At 65.5% G+C, this 15,046-nt stretch carries 14 protein-coding genes; 11 read left to right on the top strand and 3 right to left on the bottom strand.

The features are described 5' to 3' along the window. The first annotated feature begins 202 nt into the window (after nt 1-202). From PF66_RS07640 to PF66_RS07590, 11 genes are all read left to right on the top strand, one after another. Nucleotides 203-808, top strand: a complete 606-nt coding sequence (locus PF66_RS07640) for a transposase (RefSeq protein ID WP_054057509.1) — start codon at nt 203-205, stop codon at nt 806-808. Next, nucleotides 805-2,499 (top strand): ShlB/FhaC/HecB family hemolysin secretion/activation protein, encoded by a 1,695-nt coding sequence (locus PF66_RS07635; protein ID WP_416773233.1) that lies wholly within the window; start codon nt 805-807, stop codon nt 2,497-2,499. The genes PF66_RS07640 and PF66_RS07635 overlap by 4 nt, the downstream gene beginning before the upstream one ends. A gap of 25 nt (nt 2,500-2,524) precedes the next feature. Next, entirely contained in the window at nt 2,525-4,357 is a 1,833-nt protein-coding gene (locus PF66_RS07630) for a DUF2341 domain-containing protein (RefSeq protein ID WP_054062320.1), read from the top strand. 15 nt (nt 4,358-4,372) lie between these two features. Next, nucleotides 4,373-4,798 carry an ExbD/TolR family protein gene (locus PF66_RS07625; RefSeq protein WP_054062319.1) on the top strand — a complete coding sequence of 142 codons (426 nt, stop codon included), beginning with the start codon at nt 4,373-4,375 and terminating at the stop codon, nt 4,796-4,798. Nucleotides 4,799-4,800: 2 nt separating this feature from the next. Next, on the top strand, nt 4,801-5,508 hold the full coding sequence (locus tag PF66_RS07620; RefSeq protein WP_054057512.1) for an energy transducer TonB: 708 nt from the start codon (nt 4,801-4,803) through the stop codon (nt 5,506-5,508). 39 nt (nt 5,509-5,547) lie between these two features. Continuing rightward, nucleotides 5,548-7,245 (top strand): putative porin, encoded by a 1,698-nt coding sequence (locus tag PF66_RS07615; RefSeq protein ID WP_054062318.1) that lies wholly within the window; start codon nt 5,548-5,550, stop codon nt 7,243-7,245. Nucleotides 7,246-7,263: 18 nt separating this feature from the next. Then, nucleotides 7,264-7,905 carry a hypothetical protein gene (locus tag PF66_RS07610; RefSeq protein WP_054062317.1) on the top strand — a complete coding sequence of 214 codons (642 nt, stop codon included), beginning with the start codon at nt 7,264-7,266 and terminating at the stop codon, nt 7,903-7,905. Between the two features lie 17 nt (nt 7,906-7,922). Continuing rightward, on the top strand, nt 7,923-8,408 hold the full coding sequence (locus tag PF66_RS07605) for a YbjN domain-containing protein (protein ID WP_054062316.1): 486 nt from the start codon (nt 7,923-7,925) through the stop codon (nt 8,406-8,408). A gap of 65 nt (nt 8,409-8,473) precedes the next feature. Beyond that, nucleotides 8,474-9,358, top strand: coding sequence for a peptidylprolyl isomerase (locus PF66_RS07600; protein ID WP_416773484.1), 885 nt, complete (start codon nt 8,474-8,476; stop codon nt 9,356-9,358). Nucleotides 9,359-9,416: 58 nt separating this feature from the next. Further along, nucleotides 9,417-10,394 carry a LysR family transcriptional regulator gene (locus PF66_RS07595; RefSeq protein ID WP_054062427.1) on the top strand — a complete coding sequence of 326 codons (978 nt, stop codon included), beginning with the start codon at nt 9,417-9,419 and terminating at the stop codon, nt 10,392-10,394. A gap of 88 nt (nt 10,395-10,482) precedes the next feature. Next, a complete protein-coding gene (locus PF66_RS07590; RefSeq protein ID WP_054061491.1) occupies nt 10,483-11,010 on the top strand; it encodes a GNAT family N-acetyltransferase in 528 nt (175 codons plus the stop codon). A gap of 15 nt (nt 11,011-11,025) precedes the next feature. Here the strand turns inward: PF66_RS07590 and PF66_RS07585 are convergent, their stop codons facing one another. Genes PF66_RS07585 through PF66_RS07575 form a run of 3 tightly spaced genes read right to left on the bottom strand, consistent with a single transcriptional unit; the run spans nt 11,026 to nt 15,012 of the window. Continuing rightward, a complete protein-coding gene (locus tag PF66_RS07585; RefSeq protein WP_054062314.1) occupies nt 11,026-12,453 on the bottom strand; it encodes an efflux transporter outer membrane subunit in 1,428 nt (475 codons plus the stop codon). 1 nt (nt 12,454) lies between these two features. After that, nucleotides 12,455-13,483, bottom strand: coding sequence for an HlyD family secretion protein (locus PF66_RS07580; protein WP_054062313.1), 1,029 nt, complete (start codon nt 13,481-13,483; stop codon nt 12,455-12,457). After that, nucleotides 13,480-15,012: an MFS transporter gene (locus tag PF66_RS07575; protein WP_054062312.1), complete on the bottom strand. Its 1,533-nt coding sequence runs from the start codon at nt 15,010-15,012 to the stop codon at nt 13,480-13,482. Before PF66_RS07575 ends, PF66_RS07580 begins: the two co-directional genes overlap by 4 nt. Nucleotides 15,013-15,046: the final 34 nt, after the last annotated feature.

Genomic DNA, 15,046 nt, shown 5'->3' with positions numbered 1-15,046 from the left:
TTCCATGGGCCCCACCGGCGCCTACGGGCATGGATTTTTCAGGCCGCACTTGCTGGCCGGAAAGCGCCAGGAATGAAGCTTTTGTGACAAAAGTTCGGTAGCACAAGGCCAGCCCCGTCTTGGATATGTAGAACGGGCACGGAGGCGTCAGGCCCCGTTTTCCAAGGTTGCAGGGAACGCTGGAGGGGAGGGTATGGGGACTATGGAACGCTACTCGAAAGTGGGCATGCAGGAGCTGGACCAGCGCCTGTCGAAGATCGTCGAGGCGGCGCGCAAGAAGCCGGTGTCGGTCTATCGCTACGGTGCACCGTGGGTCTGGATCGTGTCCCAGGAAGATTGGCAGGGCGCCTTGAAGGAGGTCTCCAGCTACATCCCGCCCGGTCACTCGCTGGTGCTGCTGCGGCCACAGATCGACGACCTGCTCGACGAGCATCGCGACGTCCTGCTGGCGGCGGGGGCCAACGCGAAGATGCTGATCGCCCCGCAGACGGTGATGCACATCCTTCTGCTGCAACTGCTGTATTCGGTGCCCGGCGAACAGCAGTTGTACGAGCAGCTCAACTACAACCTGCTGTTCCGCTGGTTCGTCGGCCTGGACCTGAACCAGAAGGTCTGGAGCTTCAACGTCCTGAGCAAGGACATCGCCACGCTGCTGGACAACCCGCAGGCCGTGCTGCTGATCCAGAAAATCGTCGGTGAACTGTTCTGTGGCGCCCTGCTGCAGATGCCGGAGTTCTCGCTGAACTTCGCCTTGTTGCACACCTGGCTGGCACGGCATCCATCGCTGGCGATCACGAACAACCAATGAGGCGCCAGGGGCGACAGCCCCGGCCATGCGGCCTCGACAACGCTCGGGGCCATTTCTTGAATCAAGGGGGCGGTGTGGAGCATCTGTTCTTCAAAGAGACGGCGCGACCGACAGGGGCACGACGCGCCTGGCCGGCCGGCGCGGGCCTGGTGCTGGCCCTGCTGGCCGGGCCATCGGTCGCCGAGGAGGCTCCGGTGGCCCGTCTGGTGGACGTCAACGAGTACGTCGTGCGCGGCAACACCGTGTTGCAGGCCCGGGATATCGAGGAAGCGGTCTACCCGTTCCTCGGTCCGCAGAAGGCCCTGGCCGATATCGAAGGCGCCCGCGATGCCCTGCAGAAGGTCTACCAGGCCAAGGGGTATCAGTCGGTGTTCGTCGAACTGCCCGAGCAAAAGGTCGAGGGTGGCATCGTCTTCCTGCAGGTCAGCGAAACCAAGGTTGGCCGGGTGCGCGTGGTGGGTGCCAAACACTATTCGCCGGTGGAGATCCGCGAAGACGTGCCGGCCCTGAAAGAGGGCGAGGTACCGGATTTTGCCAAGGTCCAGAGCGAGTTGGCGGCGCTCAACAAGGGTGCCGGTCGCCAGGTCATGCCGCTGGTGCGCGAAGGCCAACGGCCCGGGACCATGGACGTTGACCTGCAGGTCGAGGACCAGAATCCGTGGCACGCCAGCCTTGGGCTGAACAACGACTACAGTGCCGACACCAAGGAGCTGCGAGCAGTCGCCTCCCTGGGTTACGACAACCTCTGGCAACTGGGGCACAGCGTCTCGCTGACCTACTTCACCGCCCCCGAGGACCAGAGCAACGCCAAGGTCTGGTCCGGTTCCTACAGCGCACCGCTGAGCGAGCGCTGGACCCTGCAGTTCTCCGGTTACCAGTCCGACAGCAATGTCGCCACCATCGGCGGCAGCAACGTACTGGGCAAGGGCCATTCCTATGGCGTCTCGGGTATCTACACCTTGCCTTCCAGCGGGGCCTGGGCCAACTCGTTCTCCATCGGCGTGGACTTCAAGGATTTCGAGGAAGAGCTGAAGTTCGGCAGCAGCAGCGACCAGATTCCGCTCAAGTACGCCCCGCTGACCTTTGGCTACAACGGCTACCGCTATACCGAAAGCGCCCAGCTCGGCCTGGGCCTGAACCTGGTGGCGGCGACCCGCAGCTTCTTCGGCTATGGCAGCGATTCCGACGAGTTCGACTACAAGCGCTACCGTGCCAGCCCCAGCTTCACCGTGCTCAAGGGCGACCTGAATTACACCTACACCTTCACCCGCGACTGGCAGTCGGCGTCCAAGGCAGCCTTCCAGCTGGCGTCCGGCCCGCTGGTGTCCAACGAACAGTTTTCCGCCGGGGGCGCCACTTCGGTGCGTGGCTACCTGGCGGCCGAGCGCTCGGGTGACAGCGGGATGCTGTTCTCCCAGGAACTGCGCACGCCATCGCTGGCCAGGTTTGTCGGCAGCTACGTCAAGGAATGGCGTTTCTACGCCTTCGCCGAAGGCGCGCGGCTGACCCTGGAAAAGGCCCTGCCCGAGCAGGAAGACGAATACAGCCTGGCCAGTGTCGGCCTGGGGACACGCGCCAGCCTGAGCAAATGGCTGTCCGGCAGCCTGGATTGGGGCTACCCGCTGCTCGACGGCCCGAACACCCGCAAATACGACTCACGCCTGCACTTCAGTGTGCAGGCGACTTTCTGACCCTTTACTGACGGAGAACCACCGCATGTCACGCTTAATCGTGTCCCTGTTGATCTGCCTGGGCTTCGTGCTCCCGGCCACTGCCCAGGCCTGGTGGCAGGACGACTGGCATTACCGCAAGCAGATCAGCGTCGACACCACGCCCCAGGGCGCGGCCATCAGCGAGGCCCTGGGCCGTACCAGCCTGCTGGTACGCCTGCACACCGGTAACTTCACCTTCGACGGGGTCAAGGAAGACGGTTCGGACCTGCGCTTCATCGCGGCCGACGACAAGACCGTGCTCAATTACCAGATCGAAAGCTTCGACCCGCTGATGGGCATGGCGCTGATCTGGGTCGATGTGCCCAAGGTCGAAGGCGGCCAGCGCCAGGACATCTGGATGTATTACGGCAACCCGAAGGCCCCGGCCACCAGCAATGGGCAACTGGCCTTCGAGCCGAACTACACCGCGGTCTATCACTTCGATGGCGCGCCGGGGACGCCGGCGAAGGATGCCACGGCCTTCTCCAACCACGCGCAGAACGCCACCGGCAGCCGTATCGACGGGGTGATCGGCGCGGCCTTGCAGTTCAGTGGCCAGCCGCTGCTGTTGCCGGCCAGTCCGTCGCTGCAATACAACGCCGGGGGGGCCTTCACCCTGAGCGCCTGGGTGCGTCTGGACCAGGCTTCGGGCGAGCAGTTGCTGATGGCCCGGCGCGAAGGTGGCCATGCCTTGCTGCTGGGGGTCAGCCAGGGTACGCCCTTCGTGGAGGTCAACGGCCAGCGCGCGGTATCGACCCAGCCGCTCAACCCTGGCCAGTGGCAGCACCTGGCGCTGACCGCCCAGGGCAGCAAGGTCTCGCTGTTCGTCAACGGCCGTGAGAGTGCCAGCCTGGCCCAGGAAGTCTCGGCGTTCAATTCGCCGATCGCCCTGGGCGGCGACCTGCCGGCTGCCGACCCCGCGGCAGCAGCGAGCCCCTTCGCCGGCTTCCATGGCGCCATCGATGAGCTGCGTTTGTCCAAGGTCGTGCGGCCGGCCGCCGTGCTGCTGGCCGATGCCGGCGCGCAAGGCGCCGAGTCGAAGCTGGTGGCCTATGGCGCCGATGAGGAACAGTCCGGTTTCGGCTTCGGCAGCCTGGGCTTCCTGCTCAAGTCGGTGCCGGCGGATGCCTGGGTGATCATCGCCATCCTGGTGCTGATGATGCTGCAGTCGTGGGTCATCATGGTCCGCAAGAACCGCGCCCTGAGCCGTGTCAGCCGCGCCAACGAGGCGTTCCGCGAGCAGTTCGCCCAGGTCGGTACGCGCCTGGAAATGTTCGCCGACGACCAGGACCTGGCCCGCCGCCTGGAGCATTCCTCGCTGTGGCGCCTGTATCTGGTGGCGGTCAAGGAGATTCGCACCCGTCGCGCCCAGGGCGCGGATACCTCGTCGGTTTCGGCGGCCACCATCGAGGCCATCCGCTGCTCCATGGACGGTGTGCGCACCCGGGAGAACCAGCAACTGGGTTCGAAACTCTCGACACTGTCCAACGCCATCGCCGGCGGCCCGTACATCGGCCTGCTCGGTACGGTGCTGGGGATCATGGTGGTGTTCCTCGGCACGGCCATGGCCGGTGACGTGAACATCAACGCCATCGCTCCGGGCATGGCCGCAGCCCTGCTGGCCACCGCCATGGGCCTGTTCGTCGCGATCCCGGCGCTGTTCGGCTACAACCGGCTGATCACCCGCAACAAGGAAGTCAGTGCCGACATGCGGGTGTTCGTCGACGAGTTCATCACCCGCCTGGCGGAAATGCACGGTGAGGGGCAGAGCCATGACGCCAATCGTGCCAGGCCCGCCCAGGCCGGCCAGCATGCCGTCGACCTGCTGTCGGTCTGAGGGGAGGGAACTGCCATGGCTTCCGTAAACGCCTCCCATGACGACGATGACGATGCCGCCGTCGACAGTATCAACATCACGCCCCTGGTGGACGTGCTGATGGTGGTGCTGGTGATGTTCATCCTGACCGCCACGGCCCAGGTCTCGGGGATCCAGATCCACCTGCCCAAGGCCAGTGCCTCGGTGTCGCTGTCCGAGGCCAAGACCAAGGCCATTTCGGTCAACGACGGTGGCCAGGTCTTCCTCGATGCCTATCCGGTGACCCTGTCGGAGCTGGAGGAACGCCTGCGTATCGAGAAGGCGCAGAACCCGGACTTTCCGATCATCGTGCGCGGCGACGCCACGGTGCAGTACCAGAAAGTCATCGAAGTGCTCGACCTGCTGCGGCGCCTGGAGCTGTCCCAGGTCGGGCTGGTCACCGGCAAACCGAATCAGGGCTGACCATGACCGCGAAATTACCGATCAGCCCCGAGCCCGTGAAGCCGTCGCCGCTGCGCCTGTTCAAGTGGGGCGCCGGGCTACTGCTGGGGGCGGCTGCCGCCTGGTTCCTGTGGCAGTGGGCGCATGACATGAGCGGGGTACGGCGTGAGGCGCCGAAGGTGCCGATGATCATCCCGTTGCCGCCTCCACCACCACCGCCGCCTCCGGAGCCGGAGAAACCCAAGGAGCCGGAACCGCCGGTGGAGGAGAAGGTGCCCGAACCGACGCCCGAGCCCGAGGACATCAAGCCTCAGGAAGAGGCACCGCCGTCACCGGCGGACGACCTGGCCAACCCGATGCAGATCGACGGCGACGCCCAGGCCGGCGGCGACGCGTTCAACATCGGCGCGGGCAAGGGCGGTGGCATGGCCGGTTCCGGCGGGGGCGGGCTGGGCACCGGTACCTACAAGCAGTACCTGGCCGCGACCCTGCAACGGCTGCTGCGTGACGATCCGGACCTGCGTCGGCTGGCGTTTTCGGTGCAGGTCGATTTCTGGCTTTCGGCGGACGGCGATGTGCTCAAGGTGGCCATGGTCAAGGGGACCGGCGAGCCGAAGATTGACGAGCGGATCATCGCGTCCCTGCAGAACGCACCGCGTTTCAGGGAGCGCACACCGGCTTCATTGACCTTGCCCATTCGCGTATCGCTCAAGGGCCGACGCCCGGACTGATCGAACACTTTCACGCTTTTCAACAGGAGTTGTGTGCAAATGATTTCCAACGTGAATCGATTGACCCTGGCGGTCGGCATGGTCATCGCGACCCTGGTCGGCCAGGCGGTGGCGGCGCAGCCCGCCGCGCCTTCGCAGAACGCCACGATCAATCTGATCCGCCTGCTGGTGCAGCAGGGTGTGCTCAAGCAGGAACAGGCCGAGGGCCTGATCGCCCAGGCCGAGAAGGAGGCAGTACAGGCACGTCAGGCCAACGCCGTGGCAGCTGCGACCCCTTCGGCCACGCCGGGAGAGGTGCGGGTGCAGTACGTGCCGGCGATTGTTCGCGAGCAGATCCGCGACCAGGTCAAGGCCGAAGTCATGGCGACCGCCAGGCAGGAGAACTGGGCGCAACCCAACACTTTCCCGGACTGGGTCTCGCGCATCAGCTTCGACGGTGACCTGCGCGTGCGCAATGAGTCCCGCTACTTTTCAGGTGGCAACGGCAACACCCTGATCGACTACGCCAGGATCAACAGCGGCTCGCCCTATGACGTGAACCGGAGCACCAACACCCAGTATCCGCCGCTGCTCAACAGCCGCGAGGACCGCGAGAACCTGTTCCGCCTGCGTGCCCGCCTGGGCATGAAGGCGGTCCTGACGCCCGAGTGGGTCGCCGGCGTGCGCATCGGCACCGGCTCCGACAACAACCCGGTCTCGACCACCCAGACCCTCGGCGGCGGCTTTGCCAAGAAGGACATCTGGCTCGACCAGGGGTATATCAGCTGGAAACCTTCGCAGGACCTGACGGTAACCGGCGGGCGCTTCGCCAATCCGTTCTATTCCACCGACATGATGTACTCCAACGACCTGAACTTCGACGGCGTGGCGGCGGTGTTCAATCACACGCTCAACAGCGAATGGGGCCTGTTCGGTACCCTCGGGGCATTCCCGGTCGAATACACCTCGGACTCGGAAACCAGCAACGGCATCGACAAGGCCGACAGCCAGAACAAATGGCTGATCGGCGGGCAGATCGGCGCCAACTGGAAGATCAACGCCGACAACAGCCTCAAGGGCTCGGCGGCCTACTACAGCTTCAACGATATCGAGGGCAAGCGTTCCAGCCCTTGCAAGCCGTGGGACGGCCAGCCGGGTTGCGACACGGATGGCACCCGCCTGGCCTTCATGCAGCACGGCAACAGCGTGTTCCTGTTGCGCAACATCACGCCGAACCCGACCAACCCGAACCTGACGCCGCAGCCGCAGTACCTGGGCCTGGCCTCGGAATTCAACGTGCTCGACCTGAATCTGGCCTGGGATACGCAACTGCCGGAAGACTTCAAGCTGCGCAGCCAGGCCGACTTCATTCATAACCTGGCGTACGACAAGGGCGAGATGCTCAAGCGTTCCGAGGGCCAGATCGTCAACAACATCAACAGCAACGGCGAGTTCGAAAGCGGTGGCAGCGCGTTGATGATGCAATTCACTCTCGGCAACGCGCTCGAGCTGAAAAAGAAGGGCGACTGGAACCTCTACGCCGGCTACAAGTACATCCAGCCGGACGCCTTGCCTGACGGTTTCAACGACTCCTCCTACCACCTGGGCGGCACCAACGCCAAGGGTTACTTCATCGGCGGCAATTACAGCCTGGACAAGAACATCATCGCCTCGGCCCGCTGGTTGAGCGCCGAGGAAGTCTACGGCGACCCGTTCCAGGTCGATGTCTTCCAACTTGAGCTGAACACGCGCTTCTAAGCCCGAAGGAGAATCCCCATGAACAGGCGAATCCCGGCAGCGTTGTGCCTGCTGACCGTTGGTCTCTTCACTGCCCACGGCGCCAGCGCCGAAGGCATGGAAGAGCGCCTGCGGACCCAGCTGCGCAGCACCACCCAGCAGTTGCAGGCGCTGCAAAGCGAGCAGGCCCAGGCCAGTGCGGCACGGATTGCCGCCGAGAACCAGGCCAGGGCGGCCCAGGATCAGATCCGGCAGTTGACGGCCGAGCTGGCCAGGGCCAAGGGCCTGAGCGAGCAACTGGCTGGCCAGCAGCAGGCCCTGCAAAACCAGGCCCAGGCCTTCTCCGTGGCGGCCAACGAGCAGTTGGGCAAGTACAAGAAGGCCTATGACGACCTGCTGGTGATGGCCAAGGCCAAGGAAGCCGAACGGGCCAGGTTGCAGGGCCAGTTGACCGAGCGTGACACACAAGTGCAGCAATGTTCAGCCAAGAATCAGCAGATGTACGGCATCGCCAAGGACATCCTCGCCGCCTACGAGAAGATCGACGTGGCCGAAGTGATGAAGATCCGCCAGCCGTTTGCCGGCAGCGCCCGGGTCAAGTTCGAGGAAATGGCCCAGGCCTTTGGCGATGACCTCTACAAGAACCAGTTCGATGCGACCCACGCATCCCTGAACCCATGACACAAGGAAGAACCTCCATGAGCGAGCAACTGATCGAACAAGTTACCCCCGACAGCCTGACCGAGCTGCTGCAAGGCGCCGGCTACCGGGTCAACCGCACCGAGCAGAACGGTATCGTGCAACTGCTCAGCGCCAGCCAGGGCATCGGCTATGCCGTGCGTTTCGGCAACCCGGGCACGCAGGAGGGCGGTTATGTCGACTTCACCTACAGCTGCGCCCTGCGTGTGCAGGGCGAGCTGCCGGCCGGCCTGGCCGAGTTGTGGAACGCTTCGCGGCGTTTCGCCCGCTTGTCGGTGCAGGGCGAGTTCCTGGTGATGGAGATGGACGTGGTGGTCGCCGCGGGCGTCAGCGTCAACTACCTGCGCGCCAACCTGGAACTGTGGGATCGCCTGCTGCAGGAGTTCATCGTCTACCTGCGCGAATACAGCCAGCAGGCCGCGCAGTTGCAGGCCCAGGCTGCGGCCGAGCCGGAGCAAACCCGTGAGGAGGAGGCCGCCCTGTGAACAGAGGCAACCTGCTGGCCGGCGCGGGCGCGCTGGCCGTGCTGGTCGGGGCCGTTGCCCTGGCCATGCGTCCGGGTAACGATCCGGTGGCGGCGGTGCAGCCGGCACCGGCCGCCGTACCAGCCACCGCGAGTGCGCCGGCGGTGGCCCGGCTGGGCAACCAGCAAGTGTCCCCGCAAGAGCTGAAGGCGCTGTTCGCGGCGTTGCCGCAGGCGTCGCGCGAGCAGTTGCGCAGCAACCGCGGCGCCCTGGAAAGCTGGCTGCGCACCCGCCTGGCGGAGAAGGCGGTGCTCGAACAGGCCGATGCCCAGGGCTGGCGCCAGCGCCCGGAAATCGAGCAGCAGACCCGGGCGGCCACCGAGCAGATCGTCTTTCGCAACTACATGGCCTCGGTCAGCCAGGTGCCGGCCGACTATCCGAGTGACGAGGAGCTGCAGCAGGCCTACGACAGCGGCAAGTCGCAGTGGCAGACGCCGGCGCTGTACCGGGTCAGCCAGATCTTCCTGGCGGTGCCCGATCAGCAATCGCTGGAAAGCGTGCGCAGGCAGGCCGTGGACCTGAGCCGCAAGGCCCAGGCCGCACCGGGCGAGTTCGCCGCCCTGGCGACCCAGTATTCCCAGGACCGCGAAACCGCCAGCCGCGGTGGCGATACCGGACTGCAACCGCTGGAGCAACTGATGCCGCAAGTGCGCGGGGCATTGTCGCGGCTGAAGGTCGGCCAGGTGGCCGATCCGGTGCAGAGCCCGGCGGGCTTTCATATCGTCAGGCTCACCGAGCTGCAACCGGCCCGCACGGCCACTCTCGACGAGTTGCGCGATCGCTTGCGTGAAGCCCTGCGGGCCCAGCGTCAGCAGCAGATTGCCAAGGCCTATCTGGAAGGCATGCTGAACACCGCGACCCTGAGCATCGATGGCGCGGTGCTCAACCAGGTACTGGAAGACAAACACTGACGGGAAACTTGCCATTGGATGGTTGGGCGCCGTGAGGCGTCGACAGGGAGTCTGAATGATGTCGTTGAATGAACCCGCCCAGCGTACGGGCGACATGGAGTATCACGGCCCCGTCGAGACGCACGGGGGCTGGTTGGCGCTGGCCGAGCGGATCGAGCCGGAAACCGCACAGTTTTTTCTCGCCAGTGCGCGCTGTGGCTGCTTCATGCAGGCGGCGCGCAGCCTGAATATCAAGTCGACCCAGTTGCGCAAGCAGTTGGCGGCGCTTGAAGACCAGCTCAATCGGCCACTGTTCGTCTACCAGGGCAGCGCCCTGACCCTGAGCCGTGAAGGCCAGCACCTGCAGGCGCAACTGTTGGCCCTGGCCCACGAACGGCGGCTGCCGGTCATGGAGCAGCCACTGGTCAGGCTGGCGATTGCCGAGTCGATCCTGCACGACATCCTCGGTCGTGACCTGATCGCCCTGTTGCGTCGCAACGCCAGCGTGCGCCTGGAAATCATCCCGGTGGACAGCGTCCTGGCGTTGCAGGCGTTGAGTGCCGAGGTGGTGGTCTGGCTGTCGGATGGCGACTCGCCACTGCCCGAGCCGAGTTTCGACACGACCCCACCGCAGCCCCTGGCGCGGCTGGATTACCTGCCGCACATCGCCAAGCGCTACTCGCGGGTGGCGGTGCGTCCGGACTCGCTGCAGGACCTGGAGGACTACATGCTGGTGCAGTGGCAGCAGGATCGCCAGGTCGAAGGTTTCCAGCCGTGGAACAACGTGCTGGAGCAGCGCCTGGCCGGCGTGGTGCAGGTGCATTCCTACGAGCTGATGCTGGAAATGATCCGCTGCGGTGCCTGCATCGGTCTGCTGCCGCGCTACATCACCCGCTTCGACCGTGGCCTGGCGGCCTTGCCCGGCCTGTTCCACGAGGGCATGCAGCGGCGTGCCTGGCTGGCCAGCCGGCGTGGGGCCGAGGGCAGGGAAGAGGTGCAGATGATCGTCGAGCTGATATTGAACACCTTCAGGGAGCGGCGGGAGTGGTTTGAGTAGGTCTGCCGGCCTGTGTGGCTGATTCGCCTGTAACCGTACAGGCCGCTACACTGGGCGGCCTTGTCATTTTTCATGGATTAAAAAGACGATGCCCGCCGACACTCCCGCCATCACCCTCGAACGTTTCCGCGAAGCCCATATCGACGGCGTCACCGCGCTGTACAACGAGCCTGCGGTCTGCCGTCAGGTCCTGCAGATGCCGTTCCAGTCCGCCGAGGTGTGGCGTCAGCGGTTGCTGCAGAACCAGGGCAACGAGCGCCAGCTTTCGCTGGTGGCGTTGCATCAGGGCGTGGTGATCGGCAGTTGCTCGCTGGAGCAGTATGCGCGGGTGCGGCGCAGTCATGCCGGGAGTATCGGCATGGGCGTGGCGACGGCCTGGCAGGGCAAGGGCATTGGTTCGCAGTTGCTGGCGGCGGTGCTGGAGGTGGCTGACAACTGGATGAACCTGCAGCGGGTCGAGTTGAGCGTCTATGTCGACAACCAGGCGGCCCAGGCCCTGTACCGCAAGTTCGGGTTCGAGGAGGAGGGGGTGATGCGCGCCTATGCGATTCGCGATGGAGTGTTGACCGATACGCTGAACATGGCGCGGCTTCGCCTGGGGCGCGTTGGGCGGTAGACCCTGTGGGAGTTTTCAACTGTCCTTGGCAGGCTGTGGCCAGCCCCCGCCCAGTGCCTTGTAGAGCTGCACCAGGTTGGTCGACACGCGGGTCGCGCTGTCGGCCAGTTCGCTCTGGTTGGCGATCAGCGCTCGCTGTACGCCCAGCACGTTGATGAAGTCGACCGCACCCTCCTTGTAGCGCTGCCGGGCATTGGCCAGGGCGATCCGGTTCTGCTTCACCGCTTCTTCCAGGGCCGCATGGTGACGCTGTTCGGCGCTGTAGTCGGTCAGCGCATTGTCCACCTCATGCCAGGCAGCGAGCACCGTACGCTGGTAGTTCAACGCCGCTTCCTGCTGCTGGTGCTCGCGCAGTTCGAGCGTTCCGGTCAACCGGCCGCCCTGGAAGATCGGCAGGTACAGGCTGGGACCGAAACTCCATTGCCGCGAACCCCAACTGCCGATGTCCGAACCCTGCAGCGCCTGGAAACCAAAGCCGCCGCCTAGGCTGACCCGTGGATAGAAGTCGGCCTCGGCCACGCCGATGGCGGCGGTGGCGCGGTGCAGGGCGGCTTCGGCCTGCTGGATGTCAGGGCGCCGTTGCGCCAGTTCCGAAGGCAGGCCGACCGGCACCCGGAGCGGGGGCAGGGGAATCGCTGCCGGAGGCAACAGCCGTGCGCTCAGGCTGCCCGGCTGTTCGCCGAGCAGATAGCTCAGGGCATTGATCAGATGGGCCTGCTGCGCCTCGAGCAAGGGCAGGCGGGCTTCGATATCGGCAACCTGGGCGGCGGCATTGGCGGTGTCCAGCTGGGTGGTCACGCCGTTGTCGTAGCGGGTCTGGGTGAGGTCTCGACTCTGCCGGGCGATGTCGAGGTTCTGCCGCGCCACTTCCAGGCGCGCCTGGGTACCACGCAGGCGCAGGTAGTCAGTGGCGGTTTCCGCCGCGACGCTGAGCAGCACGCCGTCGCGCTGGGCGCGGCTGAGCTCGATCGCGGCCCCGGCGCCTTCCAGGCCGCGTCGTACATGGCCCCACAGGTCGACTTCCCAACTGGCATCGAGGCCCAGGTTCCACAGCTCGAAAGGCGATTTGCCGCTGTGGCCCGAGGCGTCCATCAGACCGACGGCGCTGTTGCGCTGGCGCTGGTAGCTGCCGTCGGCCGCCACCCCGGGCAGTTGCTCCGCACCGGCGATCTGGCGGGCCGCCCGGCTCTGCAGCAGACGTTCATTGGCGGTGCGCACATCGAAGTTGGCCTGGGCGGCGCGTTCGACGAGTTCGCTCAGCAACGGATCGTTGAATTGCCGCCACCAGTGGGCGTCGATGGCCCGGGTGGCGGCATTGCTGCGCACCTCCCGGGGTTCTGCGGCCCAGGTGGCGGGCAGTCGAGCGGCAGGCCTGGAGAAGTCGGGGCCAACGCTGCAGGCGCCGAGTCCGAAAAAGGCCAGCAGGTAAAAATAGCCACGCATCCTATCGATTCTCCAGGGTGATGACCCGGGCAATCACCGACATGCCGACCCGCAGGTCGTTCAGGCCGGGCTGGTCATGGTCGAAGACGATTTTCACCGGAATCCGTTGTACCACCTTGGTGAAGTTGCCGGTGGCGTTGTCCGGGGCAATCGCGGAGAAGCTCAGGCCGGTGGCGGGCGCGAGACTGTCGACATGGCCGTTGTAGGTGCGGTCGGGGAAGCTGTCGATGCTGATGTCGACGGCCTGGTTCGGCTGCATGTGGGCCAGTTGGGTCTCGCGGAAGTTGGCGACGACGTAGGCATCGCTGACCGGGACCACGGCCATGACTGCCTTGCCCGGCGCGACATAGGCGCCGACGCGGACGCTGCGTTGGCCGACCACGCCATCGTGGGGCGCGACGATCCGGGTATAGGACACCTCCAGATCGGCCTTGAGCAGCGTGGCGCGGGCCTGTTCCACTGCTGCGTGGGCCATCTCCAGGCGGGCCTTGAGCACTTCCCGGTTCTTCTGCTGTTCCAGCCTGGCCGCCGCGTCGTGGTCGTGCACGGCCTGCCAGCGGGCCAGTTCGGCATCGGCTTTCTGCTGTTCTTCGCGGGTGCCGGCACCGGAACTGGACAGGTTGCGATAGCGCTGGGCATTGGCCTGGGCGAATTTCAGTGAGGCCGCCGTCGAGCGCAGGGTGGCGTCGGCCTGGGTGATCAGCGTCGCCTGGCGTTCGAGCTCCGCCGCAAGGTCCTTCACCTGGGCCTGGGCCGCGTTGACCGCGGCGATGGCAGCCGCCTGCGCGGCCTGATAGTCGCGGGCATCGATTTCCAGCAGCAGTTGGCCGGCCTTGACCGGTTCATTGTCGGCCACCGCGACCTTGCTCACCACGCCGGCGATCTGCGGGGCAATCAGTACCGAATCGGCGGTGATGCGGGCGTCGTCGGTGCTCTGCGTGCCGTCGTTGCGCAGCAGGTGATAGCCGCTGTAAGCGACGATCAGGAGTACGGCACTCCCGACCAGGCTGAGAGAGAGTTTCGGTTTCATGGCATTTTCGGCGCTTGGGGAGGGAAAGGGCGGGTCGGCAGGGTCAACAGGAGAATCGTCAGGATCGCGATCAGCCCGATCATGGCCAGGAAGGCATCGCTGAAACTCAATACGAAGGCCTGTTCGCGCAGGCGCGCGGCCATGCCGGCCAGCGGCTGTTCATCGAGCAGCGGAATCAGGGCCTGCTGGTTGGCGGCCCATTGGTCAACCAGGGTGTTGGAATGCAGGTGCTGGCGGGTGGTGATGAAATTCTCCAGCAGGACCGCGCCGATCACCGAGGACAGGCCACGCAGCGAATTGACCATGGCCGAGGCGAAGGGGCCCTCGATGGGCTGGATCACGCCGGTGGCGACCATCAGCAGCGGTACGACGATCATCGGCTGGCCGAGGGTCTGCAGCAGTTGCAGCGGGTAGAAATCTTCGCGGACCCAGGCGCTGGTCAACTGCGAGCCACCGAGGCAGGCCAGGGTCATCAGCAGCAGGCCGCAGGCGATCACGTAGCGCGAGTCGACCCAGTTGCGGTTGATCACCGTGGCGACCAGGGGCGCCAGCAGCAGTTGCGGCAGGGCGATCAGCAGGGCCAGCGGCATGCTTTGCTCGGCGCGGTAGCCCTGGATATGGGCCAGGTAGTTGGCGGGCAGGGCGACGCCGGTCATCGAGACCATGACGAACAGCGCCAGGGTGGCGATGCCATAGGCGAAGTTGCGCCGTTCCAGCAGTTGCACCTTGAACAGCGGCAGCGGGTGGAACCACTCGTTGAGCAGGAACAGCGGCAGGCAGAGGGCCGCGCCACCCAGCAGCAGGCCGATCAGCGGCGAGGCGAACCAGTCCAGGCGTTCGCCCTGCAGCAGGCCGATCACCAGCATGGCCAGGCCGCCGCAACCGAGCAGCGCGCCGCGCCAGTCGGCCTGCCTGAAACGCTCCAGGCGCAGCGGGTCCTGCGGGATGCCGTAGGCGATGAAGGCGGTGGCGAGCAGGCAGCAGGGTGCGATCTGCCAGAACACCAGGCGCCAGTCGAGGTTTTCGGTCCAGGTGGCGGCCAGGGGCAGGGAAATGTTCGGGCCGAAGGTGGCGGTGAGCGCATAGGCCGACAAACCGTAGAGCTTGTAGTGCCAGGGCAGGAAACGCAGGGCCACGGTCATCAGCAAAGGCGGCAGGGCGCCGCCGGCCAGGCCCTGCAACACCCGCAGCAGCAACAGCGCCTCAAGGTTCGGCGCCAGGGGGCAGAGCACGCCGAAAAGGCCGAAGGCCAGGGTCATGGCTATGGCGAAGCGCCGCAGCGAGAAGGTCACCGCCAGCCAGGGTGCGATCAGCATCGCCGAGACTTCCGCCGCTGCATACAATGCGCTGATCCAGGTGCCTTCGTCATGGCCGATGCCGAACGCCCCCAGCACATCCGCCAGTGCCAGTTCGGTGACGCGGTCGTTGATGCCCGAGGTCAGGGCGGCGATCAGTACGCCGACCAGTCCGATGATCAGCCGCCGGTCGAAGGGAACGGCCACGGGTGGCCCGGGGGGTGGGGACAGCATGCACGCAAATCCTGTGGAAGGCGGTTGCGCGAAA

The sequence above is a fragment of the Pseudomonas asplenii genome, assembly GCF_001293465.1.
In the GTDB taxonomy this organism is placed as follows: domain Bacteria; phylum Pseudomonadota; class Gammaproteobacteria; order Pseudomonadales; family Pseudomonadaceae; genus Aquipseudomonas; species Aquipseudomonas fuscovaginae_B.
This window is presented reverse-complemented; position numbering and strand designations above follow the sequence as displayed.